The organism is Streptomyces sp. NBC_00820, assembly GCF_036347055.1.
Taxonomy (GTDB): Bacteria; Actinomycetota; Actinomycetes; order Streptomycetales; family Streptomycetaceae; genus Streptomyces.
In genome coordinates this window covers 2,813,108-2,830,217 of the sequence record NZ_CP108882.1, presented here as the reverse complement: position 1 = coordinate 2,830,217, position 17,110 = coordinate 2,813,108, and the positions used below count along the sequence as shown (strand labels likewise).

General features: G+C 70.6%; 14 protein-coding genes and 1 pseudogene. 8 read left to right on the top strand and 7 right to left on the bottom strand.

Features of this window, described 5'->3' with window-relative positions:
* Positions 1 to 146 precede the first annotated feature (146 nt).
* Positions 147 to 2,084, bottom strand: coding sequence for an amylo-alpha-1,6-glucosidase (locus OIB37_RS12925; RefSeq protein WP_330457732.1), 1,938 nt, complete (start codon positions 2,082 to 2,084; stop codon positions 147 to 149).
* Positions 2,081 to 3,643, bottom strand: coding sequence for an MGH1-like glycoside hydrolase domain-containing protein (locus OIB37_RS12920; protein ID WP_330457731.1), 1,563 nt, complete (start codon positions 3,641 to 3,643; stop codon positions 2,081 to 2,083). The genes OIB37_RS12925 and OIB37_RS12920 overlap by 4 nt, the downstream gene beginning before the upstream one ends.
* A gap of 120 nt (positions 3,644 to 3,763) precedes the next feature.
* Between OIB37_RS12920 and OIB37_RS12915 the strand changes: the two genes are divergently transcribed.
* Positions 3,764 to 5,002 (top strand): ROK family transcriptional regulator, encoded by a 1,239-nt coding sequence (locus OIB37_RS12915; protein ID WP_330457730.1) that lies wholly within the window; start codon positions 3,764 to 3,766, stop codon positions 5,000 to 5,002.
* 416 nt (positions 5,003 to 5,418) lie between these two features.
* Positions 5,419 to 8,166 carry a pyruvate, phosphate dikinase gene (gene ppdK / locus OIB37_RS12910; RefSeq protein WP_330457729.1) on the top strand — a complete coding sequence of 916 codons (2,748 nt, stop codon included), beginning with the start codon at positions 5,419 to 5,421 and terminating at the stop codon, positions 8,164 to 8,166.
* A 157-nt stretch (positions 8,167 to 8,323) separates the two neighbouring features.
* Here ppdK and OIB37_RS12905 read toward each other — a convergent pair.
* Positions 8,324 to 8,755 (bottom strand): annotated as a pseudogene (locus OIB37_RS12905) (hypothetical protein); the annotation flags it as partial.
* Between the two features lie 22 nt (positions 8,756 to 8,777).
* The gene (locus OIB37_RS12900) at positions 8,778 to 9,182 is read right to left on the bottom strand and encodes an ATP-binding protein (RefSeq protein WP_330457728.1); all 405 of its coding nucleotides are present in this window, start codon (positions 9,180 to 9,182) and stop codon (positions 8,778 to 8,780) included.
* A gap of 202 nt (positions 9,183 to 9,384) precedes the next feature.
* On the opposite strand from OIB37_RS12900, the gene OIB37_RS12895 reads away from it, so the two are divergent.
* Positions 9,385 to 10,236: a helix-turn-helix domain-containing protein gene (locus OIB37_RS12895; protein WP_330457727.1), complete on the top strand. Its 852-nt coding sequence runs from the start codon at positions 9,385 to 9,387 to the stop codon at positions 10,234 to 10,236.
* Positions 10,237 to 10,244: 8 nt separating this feature from the next.
* Positions 10,245 to 10,436, top strand: coding sequence for a DUF397 domain-containing protein (locus OIB37_RS12890; RefSeq protein ID WP_330461828.1), 192 nt, complete (start codon positions 10,245 to 10,247; stop codon positions 10,434 to 10,436).
* Between the two features lie 125 nt (positions 10,437 to 10,561).
* On the opposite strand, the gene OIB37_RS12885 is transcribed toward OIB37_RS12890, so the two are convergent.
* Genes OIB37_RS12885 through OIB37_RS12875 form a run of 3 tightly spaced genes read right to left on the bottom strand, consistent with a single transcriptional unit; the run spans position 10,562 to position 12,997 of the window.
* A complete protein-coding gene (locus OIB37_RS12885; protein WP_330457726.1) occupies positions 10,562 to 11,338 on the bottom strand; it encodes an ABC transporter permease in 777 nt (258 codons plus the stop codon).
* Entirely contained in the window at positions 11,335 to 12,300 is a 966-nt protein-coding gene (locus tag OIB37_RS12880; RefSeq protein ID WP_330457725.1) for an ATP-binding cassette domain-containing protein, read from the bottom strand. The genes OIB37_RS12885 and OIB37_RS12880 overlap by 4 nt, the downstream gene beginning before the upstream one ends.
* A 31-nt stretch (positions 12,301 to 12,331) precedes the next feature.
* Complete coding sequence (locus OIB37_RS12875; RefSeq protein ID WP_330457724.1) at positions 12,332 to 12,997, bottom strand: DUF4097 family beta strand repeat-containing protein; 666 nt, start codon at positions 12,995 to 12,997, stop codon at positions 12,332 to 12,334.
* A gap of 233 nt (positions 12,998 to 13,230) precedes the next feature.
* Between OIB37_RS12875 and OIB37_RS12870 the strand changes: the two genes are divergently transcribed.
* From OIB37_RS12870 to OIB37_RS12855, 4 genes are all read left to right on the top strand, one after another.
* Positions 13,231 to 14,007, top strand: coding sequence for a helix-turn-helix domain-containing protein (locus tag OIB37_RS12870; protein WP_330457723.1), 777 nt, complete (start codon positions 13,231 to 13,233; stop codon positions 14,005 to 14,007).
* A 92-nt stretch (positions 14,008 to 14,099) separates the two neighbouring features.
* Positions 14,100 to 15,359, top strand: a complete 1,260-nt coding sequence (locus OIB37_RS12865) for an ABC transporter substrate-binding protein (RefSeq protein WP_330457722.1) — start codon at positions 14,100 to 14,102, stop codon at positions 15,357 to 15,359.
* Complete coding sequence (locus OIB37_RS12860; protein WP_330457721.1) at positions 15,356 to 16,258, top strand: carbohydrate ABC transporter permease; 903 nt, start codon at positions 15,356 to 15,358, stop codon at positions 16,256 to 16,258. The genes OIB37_RS12865 and OIB37_RS12860 overlap by 4 nt, the downstream gene beginning before the upstream one ends.
* The gene (locus OIB37_RS12855; protein ID WP_330457720.1) at positions 16,251 to 17,084 is read left to right on the top strand and encodes a carbohydrate ABC transporter permease; all 834 of its coding nucleotides are present in this window, start codon (positions 16,251 to 16,253) and stop codon (positions 17,082 to 17,084) included. Before OIB37_RS12860 ends, OIB37_RS12855 begins: the two co-directional genes overlap by 8 nt.
* Positions 17,085 to 17,110 lie beyond the last annotated feature (26 nt).

Sequence of the window (17,110 nt, the reverse complement as noted above, 5' to 3'; positions counted from 1 at the left end):
AGGCTGGGCAGGGCCGGGAAGCCCGGCCTGCCTGGCCCGCCGCCATGTCGTACGGCCGGTTCACCGCACCTGTTCACAGTCCAGGGCAAACACCCGGCAAACCCCTCACCAACGGTTCCTCCGGACAGGGCATGCCCGACGGCCGCCTACGCCCCGCCCACCGCGGTGAGCAGCGCGAGCGGCGCCGCCGCCGAGCGGGATTCGCGGACGCACGCGTGCGGGTAGGGGACCGGCTCGGGATGCGTGTCGCGGCCGTAGCCCGCCAGCACCTCCGGCAGCCGGTGTCCGGCGGCGGTCGCCGCGTCGACCAGCGCGTGCGCGACCGTACGGGCCTCGTCGTGCAGGCCGTAGCGGGCCAGGCCCAGCGTGATCAGCGCGTTGTCGTGCGGCCAGACCGAGCCCCGGTGATAGGAGAGCGGGTGGTACGCCGGCTGGCCGGAGGCGAGGGTGCGCACGCCCCAGCCGGAGAAGAAGTCCGGTTCCAGCAGCCGCCGGCCGACGACCTCGCCGTACTCCTTGTCCAGCAGCCCCGACCACAGCAGATGCCCGGCGTCGGAGGCGAGCGCGTCGATCTGGCGGCCCGCCCCGTCCAGCGCGAGCGCCGGGAAGCACCGATCCGGCATCCAGAAGTCCCGCTGGAAGCGGTCCCGCAGATCGACCGCCGCCTGTTCCAGCAGGGCGGCGTACGTCTCGTCGCCCCACACCGTGCGCGCCAGCCACGCCGTGCGGCGCAGCGCGTCGTACGCGTAGCCCTGCGCGCCCGCCGCCATCACCGCGCCCGTCGGCCGGGTGCCGTCGGCGCAGCAGATCGCGCCGGGGGAGTCCTTCCAGTTCTGGTTGGCGAGGCCGCCCTCGTCCGCGCGGTAGACCAGATAACCGCGCGAGGTCAGCCCGCCGTGGTCCAGCATCCAGCCGATCGCCGCGCGGGCGTGCCGCTCCAGCCGCCAGGCCAGCAGGGCGTCCCCGGTCCGCTCGACGTACGCGCCGAGCAGGATCAGGAACAGCGGGGTCGCGTCGACCGAGCCGTAGTAACGCCCGTACGGCACCTGCCCGAAGTGCGCCAGCTCGCCGTGCCGCACCTCGTGCACGATCTTGCCGGGCTGGGCGAGCGGGGAGCCGCCGCCTCCGGTCGCCTGGGTGGCGGCCAGCGCGGGGAGCGTGGCGGCGGCCAGCTGTGGGCGGTAGGGCAGCGCGAACAGGGAGGCGAGCAGGGCGTCCCGGCCGAGCAGGGTGAGGAACCAGGGGGCGCCGCCCGCCGGTACGCGCAGCTCCTCGCCGTCCGGTCCGGTCGCCGGGACCTGGAGCGCGGCCAGGTCCGTGAGGCCCCGCGCGCAGGCCGCCGCCAGCTCCGGCCAGCCGGTCGGGAAGGCCACGCCCTCGAAGAACCGGCCCTCCAGTGACAGGAGTTGCTCCTTCAGGGCGGCGGGTGAACGCGGTACGCGCAGGGCGCGTCTGTCGCCGTGCGGGCGGGCCATCACGCGCAGCACCAGTTCGGCCGTGCCGTGGGGTTCCAGCTCCAGCGTCCACACCAGCCGGCGGGCGCCCGTGCCGGTCTCCTCGACCGCGTCGGGGGCGGGGTCGGCCGTGATGGTCGTGACGGACCGCCATTCACCCCGCCGGTAGCCGAACTCAATTCCGTCGTCCAGGACTTGGCGCGTGCGTACGGCGCCGGCCTTGACGTAGGTGCGGTGGTCGGAGCGGAGTTCGAACTGGTCGGTGAAGTCGGCGTCGGCGGTGATGGCGATCCGGACCGTGGTGGGCACCGGGCGGTTGCTGGTCATCCGCAGGGACTCGACGAACGCGCTGTCCCCGACGGCCTGTTCACGGAAGACGGTGTGCGCGGGCGGTTCCTGCCGGCCGCCGCGCGGCACCAGTACGCAGCGTGCCGAGTCCCCGTCCGCGACCGGGGTGAGGGTCTCGGGCACCGTGCCGTCGACGGTGAGCTGCCAGCGGCTGAGATGCCGGGCGTCCCGTACGAACAGCCCGTCGGGGGAGCCGCCGCCGCGTACCCCGCTGATGTCGCCCCGGTCGCCCACGGCGGCGAACGTCGCACCGTGCACGAGCAGATGCTGCCGGTCCGTCATCCTCGGTCCCTTCCCTCGTCACTCCTGTCGAACGCGGTGGTGCCCGTGGAGGACACGGTGTGTTCCGGCCGCCGGTGCAGCAGGTCGAGCGCGAGGGCGGCGGTCCAGCCGAAGCCGAGCGCCCCGCACGCCTCGCCCGTGTACGGGTCGACGTACTCCGCGAAGCCGGAGTCGCCGGCGGTGCGCAGGAACGCCTCCCGCAGCGCGTCCGCCGCCGCGGGCTCGCCGTGTACGCGCAGCCCCCGCTCGATGAGCCAGCTCGTGTTGAACCAGGCCGGGCCGCGCCAGTACCGGTGCGGGTCGAAGGCCTCGCCGAGGAGGTCGTAGCTGGGCACGAGACGGGTGCGGTCGCCGAGCCCGAAGTGGGGGCCGCCCAGGGTGCGGACGAGCGCGGCGGCCACCTCGCGGGGCAGGCCGGGCAGGAGGAGGGGGACGAGGCCGGAGACGCCCCGCTCGGGGATCAGGGCCCGGTCCCGCGGCTCGCGATTGCCGCTGCCCCCGCCCCCAGCTCCGCCACTCCCGCCCATCACGTCCCGGCACAGGAACATCCCGCTCTCCGGGTCCCACAGCCGCTCCACCAGCGCCGCGGTGAGCCGTTCGGCGCGCGCGTGGCGGGCGGTGCCCGGCGCCCCCAGTTCTCCGGCGATCCGGGCCAGGGCCTGCTCGGAGGCGATCAGCAGCGCGTTGAACGCCGGGTCCTCCACGGCGAACTCACCGCCCCCGTCGGCGTATCCCGCGTCCCGGTAGTCCGCCGCCAGCCGCACGTACCGTCCGTAGTCCAGGTCCGTCGGCCGGTCCTCGGGGGCGCTGTGGCCGAGGTCGGCGCGGCGGAAGGAGCGGGCCGGTGCCGGGGTGACACGGGCCAGCGGCGGGTCCCAGCAGGGACTGTTGTCCATGCCCTGCTCCCAGGGGTGGACGACGGACACCAGCCCGCCCCCGCCGAGGTCCCGCCGGTGCAGCAGGTACCGGTGCCAGGCGGCCAGCCGGGGGTAGAGGCGGGCGAGGAAGCCGCGCGCCCGGGACAGGCCCGGATCGGCGCGGTGCACCAGCCACACCGCCAGCGCGTGCACCGGTGGCTGCACGATGCCCGACGTCTGTACGGTGCGCGGTGCGCCCGCCGCGCGCCCCGCGGTCGAGGAGCGCCAGAAGTCGGGGCTCGGGAAGTACGCGTCGAGGGGCACGGAGGGGTTGAAGACGATGTGCGGGACGCGCCCGTCGGCCCACTGGGCCGCCAGCAGCGTCTCCAGTTCCGTCTGCGCCCGCAGCGGCGACAGGTGCCGCAGCCCGATCGCGACGAACGCGGAGTCCCAGGACCACTGGTGCGGATACAGGTTCCGGGACGGAACCGTCGACGCGCCCGTCCAGTTGGCCGCCAGCACCCGGGCCGCCGCGACGCGCAGCGACTCGGCCGGTGGCCCGGGCGAGTGCGGCGGCGGCAGCGGGGCCGATACGGCCGATGGAGCCGATGGGGCCGCAGGGGCCGATGAGGCCGCGGGCGGCGGATCGTATGCGATCTCGCGATCCGTGACACGGCTGGTGAGCTGGGCAGTGCGATCCACTCGGGGCTCCCCGAAGACGTCCGGCCGACCGGGTTTGGCTGTGCCTATCGCAGGGTTACGTCTATTTAACATGCAAAACTCAATATGTAAGGCAAACTTGAGAAGCACAAGGGGGTGCGCATGACCGGACGGCCCGGCAGGACCGCAGGGACCGGAAGGACCATCAGGAGCAGCGGCCAGGGCACCGCGGGTGAGCTGCTCGAACTGGTCCGCAGCGGGCGGGCGGTCACCCGCGGAGCGCTCCAGCAGGCCACCGGACTCTCCCGCGCCACCGTCCATCAGCGGCTCGACCGGCTGTTCCGGGCCGGCTGGCTGCGCGAGGGCGCGGGCGGCCCGGTCGGCTCCCCGCTCGGCGGCCGCCCCTCCCTCACCCTGGAGTTCGACGGCTCCCACGCGGTGGTCCTCGTCGCGGACCTCGACACCCGGCACGCCCGCGCGGCCGTCCTCACCCTGACCGGCGAGATCCTCGCGGAACACGCCGGCACCCTCGTCATCGAGGACGGACCCGAGGCCGTCCTGGGCGAACTCGGCGGCTGGTTCGCCGAGTTGCTCACCCTCGCCGGACACCACCCGCGGGAGGTCTGCGGGATCGGCCTCGCGGTGCCGGGCCCGGTGGACAGCGTGACCGGCCGCGTGGTCCAGCCGCCGATGATGCCCGGCTGGGACGGCTACGACATAACGGGCCGCCTCTCCCGCGCGTTCGGCGAGCGTGCCGGCGCCCCCGCCGTCCCGGTCCTGGTGGACAACGACGCCAACCTCATGGCCTACGGCGAACAGCGCGCCGGACACCCCGACTGCTCGGCCTTCGTCCTGGTCAAGGTCTCCACCGGCATCGGCGCCGGGGTCGTGGTCGACGGCTCGATCTACCGCGGGATCGACGGCGGCGCGGGCGACATCGGCCATATCCGCGTGGGCACCGACGCCCTGTGCCGGTGCGGGTCGTACGGCTGTCTCGCCGCCGTCGCCAGCGGTGGCGCGGTGGCCCGGCGGCTGGCCGAGGCGGGGGTGCCGGCCGCGTCCGGCTCGGACGTACGGGACCTGCTGGCCGCGGGGCACCCCGAGGCCGCGGCGCTGGCCCGGGAGGCCGGCCGCCAGGTCGGGGACGTCCTGGCGACCGTGGTGACCCTGCTCAACCCGGGTGTGCTGATGATCGCGGGCGACCTGGCCGGAACCCCCTTCCTGACCGGTGTGCGGGAACTGCTCTACCAGCGGGCGCTGCCCCGTTCCACGGCCCACCTGGACGTCGTCACCTCCCGGCTGGGCGAGCGGGCCGCGCTGACCGGGGCCGGGGCCATGGTCGTGGAGCACCTGTACGCGCCGGAGCGGGTGGAGGAGCGGCTGTCGGCGCTCGGGGTGTGACGGGCGCGTTTCCTCGTGTTTCCCGTCTCGGGAGCGGTCCGCATGGTGGAAACGGGCGGCCTGTGGCAGCGTGATTCTCGCCACCCCTGATAAGGGTTGCGCTCAGATGAGCGGAATGCGGGCGGCTGCACTTCTCCAATGGCTGGCACTCAGTGCCACGGTTTGATCGTTCATCGATCGAACTCAGACGCGGCAAACCCTGCTCACCTGAGCGGTTTCTAGCCCTCATGGGTGGCGATTCGTTCAAGAAGTGAACACAAGACGGCCTGTCGGCTTGCCGAGCCGTGACTTTCGATCCTGTGGCGGACGACCGGTTACAGGCTCATGACGCACAAGTGGATGTACCAAGATGCCTTTGATCTGGGTATGTTCCTGGCCGTCAGGGCAGCCACCGCGGCCTCAAGGAGTCGAGACCCGTGTCGGAAAACAAAGATCCTCAGGTCACCCAGCAGGGCCAGAGCGTTGAGGACGTGAAGTTCGTCTACGACTTCACCGAGGGCAACAGGGACCTCAAGGACCTCCTCGGCGGCAAGGGTGCCAACCTCGCCGAGATGACCAACCTGGGCCTGCCGGTACCTCCCGGCTTCACCATCACCACCGAGGCCTGCAAGGTCTACCTCGACAGCGGCGAGGAGCCCGCGGCACTGCGTGACGAGGTGAGCGCGCATCTCGACGCCCTCGAGCGGAAGATGGGCAAGAAGCTCGGCCAGGCCGACGACCCGCTGCTGGTCTCGGTGCGATCGGGTGCCAAGTTCTCCATGCCCGGCATGATGGACACCGTCCTGAACATCGGCCTCTCCGACAAGTCGGTGCAGGGCCTGGCCAAGCAGGCCGGCGACGACCGCTTCGCGTGGGACTCCTACCGCCGCCTGATCCAGATGTTCGGCAAGACCGTGCTCGGCGTCGACGGCGAGCTCTTCGAGGAGGCCCTCGACAGGGCCAAGGAGGCCAAGAAGGTCACGGTCGACACCGACCTGGAGGCCGCCGACCTGAAGAAGCTGGTCACCACCTTCAAGAAGATCGTCAAGAAGGAGGCCGGCCGGGACTTCCCGCAGGACCCGCGCGAGCAGATGGACCTCGCCGTCAAGGCGGTCTTCGACTCCTGGAACGGTGACCGCGCCAAGCTGTACCGCCGCCAGGAGCGCATCCCGCACGACCTCGGCACGGCCGTCAACATCTGCTCCATGGTGTTCGGCAACCTCGGCCCCGACTCCGGCACCGGCGTCGCCTTCACCCGCGACCCCGCCAGCGGCCACCAGGGCGTCTACGGCGACTACCTGCAGAACGCGCAGGGCGAGGACGTCGTCGCCGGCATCCGCAACACGGTGCCGCTCGCGGAGCTGGAGTCGATCGACAAGAAGTCGTACGACCAGCTCATGCAGATCATGGAGACCCTGGAGAACCACTACAAGGATCTCTGCGACATCGAGTTCACCATCGAGCGCGGCCAGCTCTGGATGCTCCAGACCCGCGTCGGCAAGCGCACCGCCGGTGCCGCCTTCCGCATCGCCACCCAGCTGGTGGACCAGGGCCTGATCGACGAGACCGAGGCGCTCCAGCGCGTCAACGGCGCCCAGCTCGCCCAGCTGATGTTCCCGCGCTTCGACGAGGACGCGAAGGTCGAGCAGGTCGGACGCGGCATCGCGGCCTCGCCCGGCGCGGCGGTCGGCAAGGCGGTCTTCGACTCGTACACCGCCGTGAAGTGGTCCCGCTCGGGCGAGAAGGTCATCCTGGTCCGCCGGGAGACCAACCCCGACGACCTCGACGGCATGATCGCGGCCGAGGGCATCCTGACCTCGCGCGGCGGCAAGACCTCCCACGCGGCCGTCGTCGCGCGCGGCATGGGCAAGACCTGTGTCTGCGGCGCCGAGGAGCTGGAGGTCGACACCAAGCGCCGCCGGATGACCGTGCCGGGCGGCCACGTGGTCGAGGAGGGCGACGTCATCTCCATCGACGGCTCCTCCGGCAAGGTCTACCTGGGCCAGGTCCCGGTCGTCCCCTCCCCGGTCGTGGAGTACTTCGAGGGCCGCATGCACCCGGGCGCCGACGACGCCGACGAGCTGGTCGAGGCCGTGCACCGCATGATGGCCTTCGCCGACCGCAAGCGCCGCCTCAGGGTGCGCGCCAACGCCGACAACGCCGAGGACGCGCTGCGCGCCCGCCGCTTCGGCGCCCAGGGCATCGGCCTGTGCCGCACCGAGCACATGTTCCTCGGCGAGCGCCGCGAGATGGTCGAGAAGCTGATCCTCGCGGACACCCAGGAGGAGCGCGAGGCCGCCCTGGCGGAGCTGATGCCGCTCCAGAAGAAGGACTTCGTCGAGCTGTTCGAGGCGATGGACGGCCTCCCGGTGACGGTCCGTCTCCTCGACCCGCCGCTGCACGAGTTCCTGCCCGACATCACCGAGCTGTCGGTCCGAGTGGCCCTCGCCGAGTCCCGGCAGGAGCCGCACGAGAACGACCTGCGCCTGCTCCAGGCGGTACACCGCCTGCACGAGCAGAACCCGATGCTGGGCCTGCGCGGCGTGCGCCTCGGCCTGGTCATCCCCGGCCTGTTCACCATGCAGGTCCGCGCGATCGCCGAGGCGGCCGCCGAGCGCAAGACGGCCAAGGCCGACCCGCGCGCGGAGATCATGATCCCGCTCGTCGGTACCGTCCAGGAGCTGGAGATCGTCCGCGAGGAGGCCGACCAGGTCATCGCCGAGGTCGAGGCGAGGACGGGTGTCCGCCTGAAGCTGGCGATCGGCACGATGATCGAACTGCCGCGCGCCGCGCTGACGGCGGGCCAGATCGCGGAAGCCGCCGAGTTCTTCTCCTTCGGCACGAACGACCTGACCCAGACGGTGTGGGGCTTCTCCCGCGACGACGTGGAGGCGAGTTTCTTCACGGCGTACCTGGAGAAGGGCATCTTCGGGGTGTCGCCGTTCGAGACGATCGACAAGGACGGCGTCGGCGCGCTGGTCAAGTCGGCCGTCCAGGCCGGCCGCGCCACCCGCCCCGACCTCAAGCTCGGCGTCTGCGGCGAGCACGGCGGCGACCCCGAGTCCGTCCACTTCTTCCACGAGGTCGGCCTGGACTACGTCTCCTGCTCCCCGTTCCGCATCCCGGTCGCCCGCCTGGAGGCCGGCCGCGCGGCAACCCAGTCCGAGGGCAGCGACCACCGCTGAGCCCTGCCGGGCGGCACCCTGTGCGGGGGCGCCGCCCACCCGAGCCCCGGAGCCGTCGTCGGTCCCCGACCCTCAACACCGATCGACGACGTCTCCGGAGCACGAAAGAGGAGGGGCGGCACCCTGTGCGGGGGTGCCGCCCCTCGGCGTGCGTCTGTCACTCCCCGGCGAACAGGTCCGACGCGTCGGTGGCGTGGACGGCCCGTTGGGCCCAGATCTCCAGCCGGTCGAGATCCGTGCAGGCGGTCACCTGCTCGCGGACGGCGTCGGGGACGGGGATGCCGCGCCATTCGAGGACATGGAGGACCATCTTCCGGCGGTCCTCCAGCCGCCCCTCCTCACGGCCTTGCTCCCGGCCTTCCTCGCGTACCTGTTCGGCGAGGGGGTGGCGCCAGAAGTACTGGATGGCTGTCATCAGTTCCCTCCACTGCTGCTGTGCCTGGGGGTCGGTCAGGCAGGAGTCGACGAATTGGGCGAGGACGGCGGCGCTGTCGGGGTCGATGGTCCGCAGGGCGGATGCCAGGGGTTTCAGTATGGCGGCGGCCTGCGGGCCACGCCCGTGTGTCATGGCCGAGAGATCCGGTGCAGGGCCTCGTGCGGTGAGCCGACCATCACGCGGCCTCCAGTTCGCACCACACGAACTTCCCCCGGTTACCGAAGCGGGCCGACGGCTGCCAGCCCCACAGGTCGGCGCAGGCGCGGACCAGTGCGAGGCCTCGGCCGTCCTCCAGGTCCGTGACCTGCTCCAGCGGACGCGGCGGCTCCGGCGGGCCCGGGTCCGTGTCCCACGCGCCGATCCAGATCACCCCCTCCGCCGTCCGGCGCACCCTCAGCGCGGCCGGCCCCTTCGTGTGCCGTACGGCGTTGGAGACCAGCTCCGTCGCGAGGAGTTCGGCGGTGTCCGTCAGGCCGATCAGACCGTGCATCGTCAGGATCAGGCGCAGAGTGCGGCGGCATACCGTGACCGCTCTGAGGTCGTTGGGGATGTAGAGGGTGTAGTCCCAGGTTTCGGGCATGCGGCAGCTCCGAATCAGTGAGAGTGGGGATTCCGGCGCGCGGTGGCATTGCCGCAGTCGTCATGGCAGGACGACGCGGTGCGCTTCCGCTACGTGTGCGCTACGTCACCGACGGTAGGTCGCATTGTTTAGGTTCTGCAAGCAGGTCGCGTAATCTGCCCCCGAACGAGTAAGCCCTGCAGGGTGGTTGGAAGGGGCGGTCATGGCATTGAGAAGTGAACCGACTGCACGCCAGATGCGTCTTGCGGTCGAGCTCCGAAGGCTCCGTGACGCGGCGGGGCTCACCGCCAGGGAGGCGGCGGCGCTTCTCGGTGTGAGTGCCCCGCAGATCAGCCAGATTGAAGCCGGCCTCGCGGGCGTGAGCGAGAAGCGACTGCGTTGCCTCGCCGTCAACTACTCCTGTTTCGACGGTGAGCTGATCGATGCCCTGGCGGCTATGGCGACCGACCGTACGCGGGGTTGGTGGGAGGAGTATCGCGAGTGTCTGCCCGCGCCGTTCCTCGACCTGGCGGAGCTGGAGCACCACTCCACATACCGACGTGACGCGGAGTTTCTGTTCATTCCGGGGCTGCTTCAGACGCCGGAGTACGCTCGCGCCGCCTTTGCCTCCAGGGTCCCCGAGCTTCCCGAGGAAGAGCTGGAACTGCGCGTCCGTCATCGCATGCAGCGCAAGGTGATCCTCGTGGGCCCTCAACCCATCCCGTACGAGGCCGTCATCCATGAGGCGGCACTGCGCATCCGAGTCGGTGACCGAGCTACGTCTCGGGCCCAACTTCTCCGTGTCCTGGAGCTTTCCGGGGCGGACCACATCACCTTGCGCGTCATCCCCTTCGACCTGGACGGCTTCGGGGCGGCCTGGAGCCCCATGATGCTGGCGGGCGGTACGGTGCCCAAACTGGACACCGCCGTACGCGATGCGCCTCACGGAACCGGATTCATCGATGCCGAGGCTCAACTCGAAGTCTTTCGAACGCTCTTCCGTAGGGTGGAAGCTGTGTCACTCGATCCCACGCGCTCGCGTGACTTCATCCACCGAATGGTCAAGGACCTGTGAGACACCCCGTGAACACTCCCGACAACTGGCGGAAGTCGTCCTACTCCGGTGGCGGCGACGGCAATAACTGCGTGGAAATCGCCACCCGGCCCACCCGTATAGCCATCCGTGACTCCAAAGCCCCGGACAGGGCAACTGTCACCATCCCGGCCGAGGCCTTCACTCCCTTCGTCGAAGCTCTGAAGAAGACACCCTCGTAATCGTCTCCTTCTGCCACGAGGCAGGCAAAGAAGAGGGCGGCACCCTGTGCGGGGGTGCCGCCCTCTGCGTGTCGCCGCTCGCTCCTCGGCGAACAGTCCCGTCGCGTACACGGGGGGTGTGGTGGTTATTTGGGGTCGCGGTTGAACTGGGCCTGGGACCAGAGGTAGCCGAGGGCGGTGAGGGCGACGCACCAGCCGATGGCGAGCCATCCGTTGTTGCCGATGTGGGTGCCGAGGAGGAGGCCGCGGAGGGTTTCGATGGCGGGGGTGAAGGGCTGGTACTTGGCGATGGGCTGGAACCAGCCGGGCATGGTGTGGAGGGGGACGAAGGCGCTGGAGATGAGGGGCAGCAGGATCAGCGGCATGGCGCTGTTTCCGGCGGCTTCGGCGTTGGGGCTGCCCAGGCCCATGCCGACGGCGATCCAGGTGAAGGCCAGGGCGAAGAGGGTGAGCAGGCCGAAGGCGGCGAGCCATTCCAGGACGGTGGCGTCGGTGGAGCGGAAGCCGATGGCCACGCCGACCGCGCCGACGAGGACCACACTCATGATCGACTGCAGGACGCTGCCGATGACGTGTCCGATGAGGACGGAGCCGCGGTGGATGGCCATGGTGCGGAAGCGGCCGATGATGCCTTCGGTCATGTCGGTGGAGACGGAGACGGCGGTGCCGACGGTGGTGGAGCCGATGGTCATGAGCAGGATGCCGGGGACGATGTAGGCGATGTAGGCGGAGCGGCCCGCGCCGCCGCTCATCGCGTCGCCGAAGATGTACACGAACAGCAGCAGGAGCATGACCGGGGTGAGCAGCAGGTTCAGGGTCAGCGACGGGTAGCGGCGGGCGTGCAGGAGGTTGCGGCGCAGCATCGTGCCCGAGTCGCGGACGGCGAGGGAGAGGGAGCTCATCGGACGGTCTCCTTGGACTGGCTGGACTGGGCGGGGACGGTGTCGGTGAGGGCGAAGAACACGTCGTCCAGGTCGGGGGTGTGCACGGTCAGTTCGTCCGCTTCGATACCGGCGGAGTCGAGCCGGTCGAGGATGGAGCGCAGTTCGCGCTGGCTGCCGTCGCTGGGGAGCTGCAGGGTGAGGGCGTCGTCGTCGCGGGGGGCCTCGCTCAGCGCGGAGGCGGCGTCGCGGTAGGCGGTGGGGTCGGTGAAGCGGAGGCGGACGTGTCCGCCGGGGACGATCCGCTTGAGTTCCTCGGCGGTGCCTTCGGCGGCGATCTTCCCGTTGTTGAGGACCGCGATGCGGTCGGCGAGCTGGTCTGCTTCCTCCAGGTACTGGGTGGTGAGGAAGACGGTGACGCCGTCGGTGACGAGCTCGCGGATGATCTGCCACATGTTGTGGCGGCTGCGCGGGTCGAGGCCGGTGGTGGGCTCGTCGAGGAAGATGATCCGCGGGCTGCCGACCAGCGTCATCGCGAGGTCCAGACGCCGCTTCATGCCGCCGGAGTAGGTGGAGGCGGGCTTCTTCGCCGCCTCGGTCAGGTCGAAGCGCTCCAGCAGTTCGCCGGCGATGCGCCGCCCCTCCTGCCTGGGCAGGTGGTGCAGGTCCGCCATGAGGAGCATGTTCTCCTCGCCCGTGATCAGTCCGTCGACGGCGGAGAACTGTCCCGTGACACCGATCGCCGCGCGCACGGCCGGTGCCCGGGTGGCGAGGTCGTGGCCGCCGACCCGGACCGGGCCGCTGCCGGGGTCGGGCGTGATGAGGGTGGAGAGGATCTTCACGGCGGTGGTCTTGCCGGCGCCGTTCGGGCCGAGCAGCGAGAAGACCGTGCCTTCCGCGACGGTCAGGTCGATGCCGTCGAGGACGGTCTTGTCGCCGTAGGACTTGCGCAGCCCGGTCGCCGCGATGGCCGGATCGGTCATGAGAAGTGCTCCTTCGAGGACAGCGGGGGCTTTACAGGCTGCGGGCGGTGATGTCGCCCTGGGAGGTGGTGGCGCGGATGTCGAGCTCGGCGGTGCCGTCGTTCTTCAGGGAGTTGCTGACACGGCCGTGAGCGGTGCCGGCGTCCAGGGCGGCGGAGACGCCGGGGGCGGCGGTGACCGAGATGTCGCCGGACTGGGTGCTGAGCACGACCGCGCCGCGTGTGGCCTCGGCGATGCTGATGTCGCCCCTGGCGGTGCTGATCTGCGCGGGGCCGTTCAGCCGGCCGACCTCGATGTCGCCGTCGTGGGCGGTGAGGCGGACGCTCGCGGCCTCGTCGATCTTGATCTGCCGGTACGCGCCCTCGAAGACGACGTCGCCGAGCCGTCCGACGCCGCGCAGTTCGGCGCCGCCGGTCCTGCCCTCGACGTGGGAGCCGGCGGGCAGCTGGACGGTGACCTCCACGGATCCGGAGGGGCCGAGGAGCTTGTTGTCGGGGGCCTGGGCCGTGATCCGCAGGACGCCGTCGCCGCAGGTGACGGTGGTCTTCTCGGCGGTCTTCACGTCACGGCTCTTGGAGGGGTTGGCGGGCCGGACCTCGACGGTGGTGTTCGTCCGGTCGGCGGCGATGAACTGGACGCGTCCGGCGGGGATGTCCAGGACGGCGGAGATCGGGGCGGGGGTGTCGAACTTCTGCATCGTGCTCTCCTTTGTCTGTGTCGCGCGCTCTTCTTTCTGACATGGGAAACGCTACGTTGCCTTTATGGATCTGGGAACAGGGTTGTTGCGCGAAATCCCCATCAGGGCAGGTGAAGACGGGGAAAATGTTGCAACGGCTGTGTTTCTAACGCAACAGGATGCAGCCCGCTCGTCGCAATGAGCTGGAGTGAACGCTATAGTCGGCCACGCCACGGACCATGAAGGAGGGCGCGATGCCGGGAGGCAGACTCACCCAGCAGGAACGTCAGCAGATCGCGCTGGGGCTGGCCGACGGGCTCGCCTACGCGGAGATCGCCCGGCGTCTCGACCGCCCCACCTCGACCGTCACGCGCGAGGTCATGCGCAACGGCGGTCCGCTCGCCTACCGCGCCGACCTCGCCCACCGCGCCACCGAGCGCCGCGCCCACCGGCGCAGGCAGGCGGTACCCCGGGAGCCGGAGGCGCCCCCGCAGGCGCACGGACGCGACGCCGAAGCCGTTCGCGAGTACGGAGAGGCGTTCACCACGCTCCTCATGCAACAGGGCCTGCCCAAGATGATGTCGAGGGTGCTGACCTGCCTCTACACCACCGACGCCGGCAGCCTGACCGCGTCCGAACTCGTCCAGCGCCTCCAGGTCAGCCCGGCGTCCATCTCCAAGGCGACCACGTTCCTGGAGAGCCAGGGCCTCATCCGCCGTGAACGCGACGAACGCCGACGCGAGCGCTACGTCGTCGACGCCGACGTCTTCTACCAGTCGATGATGAGCGCCGCCCGGTCCAACTCCCAGCTCGCCGCGACCGCCCGGCAGGGCGTCAGCGTCCTCGGACCCCACACCCCCGCCGCCACCCGCCTCGAGAACATCGCCCGCTTCGTCGACTTCGTCTCCGAAGCCCTGGCCCGCGCCGCGGAGCAGGCCCGCGACATCCTCTACATGCAACCCGGACCGCCCCCGGACGACGCGGCCGGATCGCCCCCGGACGACGCGGCCGGGCCGGCCACGGATCACTGACGTGTGACACACGGCCGCAACCCCCCTTTCGCAATCGTCCTCCATGGTTGATCGTTGAGCCGTGTGTCGATGACGAGCGTCAGGGGGCACAGATGACGATGAGCCGCAGGGTGCTGTTGGGTGCGGGCGTGGGGGCGGGGTTGCTCACCGCCTGTGGGTCCAACACCGGGCGTGGCGGGAGTGACGGAGGCGGCGGGTCCGGGCCCGTGCTGTCGCAGTGGTACCACCAGTACGGGGAGGCCGGGACCGAGCAGGCGGTCGAGCGGTATGCCGCCGCCTACAAGAAGGCCGACGTCAAGGTGCAGTGGCGGCCCGGCGACTTCGACCAGCAGACCGCCGCCGCGCTGCTCACCGACGCGGGGCCGGACGTCTTCGAGGTCAACGGGCCCACGCTCGACCAGATCCAGGGCGGCCAGGTCGTCGACCTCACCGACCTGCTGGACGGCGTGAAGGACGACTTCAACCCGGCCGTGCTCACGCCGAAGACGTACGACGGGAAGATCTGGGGCATCCCGCAGGTCGTCGACATGCAGATGCTCTACTACCGCAAGAGCCTGCTCAAGGACGCCGGAGTCGAGCCGCCGACCACCCTGGACGCGCTCGTCGACGCCGCGAGGAAGCTGACCAGCGGCAAGGTGAAGGGGCTGTTCCTCGGGAATGACGGAGGGGCCGGCGTCCTCGGCGGAACTCCCCTCTACGCGGCCGGACTCCAGCTCGTCACCGAGGACGGCAAGGTCGGCTTCGACGATCCCGCCGCCGCCCGCACCCTCGGCAAGCTGCGCCGCTTCTACGCCGACAAGTCCCTCCTCCTCGGCGCACCCGCCGACTGGTCGGACCCGTCGGCCTTCCTCCAGGGACTCACCGCCATGCAGTGGTCGGGGCTGTGGGCGCTGCCGCAGATCCAGAAGGAACTCGGCGACGACTTCGGGGTGTTGCCGTTCCCGGCGGACGGGGCGCACGGCCGGGCCGCCGTTCCCGTCGGCGCGTACGGTGCCGCCGTCAGCGCGCGCGGCAGGCACCGGCAGGCGGCCAAGGACTTCGTGAAGTGGCTGTGGGTCGAACGCACCGACTACCAGGAGGACTTCGCCCTCTCCTACGGCTTCCACATCCCCGCCCGGATCTCCCTCGCCAAGAAGGCGGCCAAGCTGCGTACGGGTGCGGCGGCCGACGCGGTCCGCTTCACCACCGACCACGGGCACGCCCAGCCCCTGCTGTGGACCCCGGCAGGCCAGACCGCCTACCAGGACGCGCTGAGCCGGATCATCAAGAGCGGCGCGAGTCCCGAGAGTGAACTGCGGGGCGTCGTACGGAAGGTGTCGGCCGAACTCGACCGCGTGAAGAAGAAGCCGTGAGGCGCGGACGGGCGCTGTGGTTCTGGGTGTTCGTCGGGCCCTTCGCCCTCGGGCTCGCCCTGTTCACCTACGTGCCCCTGCTGTGGAGCGTCGGACTGAGCTTCTTCGACGCGCACAACACCGTCACGCCCACGCGCTTCGTCGGCCTGGACAACTACACCGCGATGCTGCGCGACGACGCCTTCACCGGCAGCCTGAAGACCTTCCTCGTCTTCACCGCCTTCATCGTGCCCGTCACCTACCTCGTGTCCCTCTCGCTCGCCCTGATGGTCAACCGCCTGCGCCGGGCCCGGGCCTTCTTCCGGTCCGTGTTCTTCCTGCCGGCCGCGTGCAGCTACGTCGTCGCGGCGCTCATCTGGAAGATGTCCCTCTTCAGCGGGGTGCGGTTCGGGCTGGTCAACACGGTGCTGGGCTGGTTCGGCGGCGATTCCGTCGCCTGGCTGTCCACCACCGAACCACCCTGGTACTGGCTGGTCATCGTCACCGTACGGCTCTGGCTCCAGGCCGGCTTCTACATGATCCTGTTCCTCGCCGGGCTGCAACGCATCGACCCCGTGCTGTACGAGGCGGCCGCCGTGGACGGGGCCCGGCCCGGCTGGACCGTGCTGCGGCACATCACCCTGCCCCAGCTGCGCGCCACCTCCGTCGCGGTGGTGCTGCTGCTCGTCATCAACGCCTTCCAGGCCTTCGACGAGTTCTACAACCTGCTCTCCGACGCCCGCGGTTACCCGCCTTACGCCCGCCCGCCGCTCGTCTACCTCTACTACACCGCCCTCGGGCAGGGGCAGAACCTCGGCGCGGGCAGCGCGGGCGCGGTGATCCTCGCGCTGGTCATCGCCGTCGTCACGCTGGGGCAGGCGCGGTGGCTGAGGCTGGGAAGGACGGACGCCGATGGATGACGCCCTGGTGCGGGCCGGGCGCGCGCTGCGCGTGGCCGTGCTCGTCGCGCTCGCGCTGCTCTTCCTGATCCCCTTCTACCTGCTGGTCCGCAACGGCCTGGCGAGCGAGCGGGAGATCACCTCTCCCGACTGGACCTTCCTTCCGCACACGGTGCGCTGGGGCAACGTCCGGGAGCTGTTCGACGACACCTCCGTCCCGTTCGCCCGCTCCCTGCTCAACTCCGCGCTGATCGCCGTCGCGACGACGCTCGGCACCCTGCTCCTCGCCTCCCTCGCCGGCTACGGCCTCGCCCGCATCCCCTACCGGCACGCGAACAAGGTCTTCTACGGCATCCTGGGCACCCTGCTGGTCCCCGCCGCCGTCACCTTCGTGCCGAGCTTCGTCCTGGTGTCGTCACTGGGCTGGATCTCCACGCTCCGGGGCCTGATCGTCCCGACCCTGTTCCCGGCGTTCGCCTGCTTCGTCTTCCGCCAGTACTTCCTCGGATTCCCCCGGGAGCTGGAGGACGCGGCCCAGGTCGACGGGCTCGGGCCCTGGCGCACGTACTGGCTGGTGGTCGTACCGAACACGCGCCCGGTGTTCGCGGCCGTCGGCACGATCGTGTTCCTCGGCGCCTGGAACTCCTTCCTGTGGCCCCTGGTCATCGGACAGGACCGCGACGCCTGGACGGTCCAGGTCGCGTTGTCCTCCTTCACCACGTCCCAAGTCGTGCGCCTGCACGAGCTGTTCATCGCGGCGGCCGTGTCGATCCTGCCGCTGCTGCTGGTGTTCCTGTGCTTCCAGCGGTGGATCGTGGCGGGGGTGGAGCGGTCCGGGATCGAATGACGTCTGCCGGACGGCCGTCGAACGGC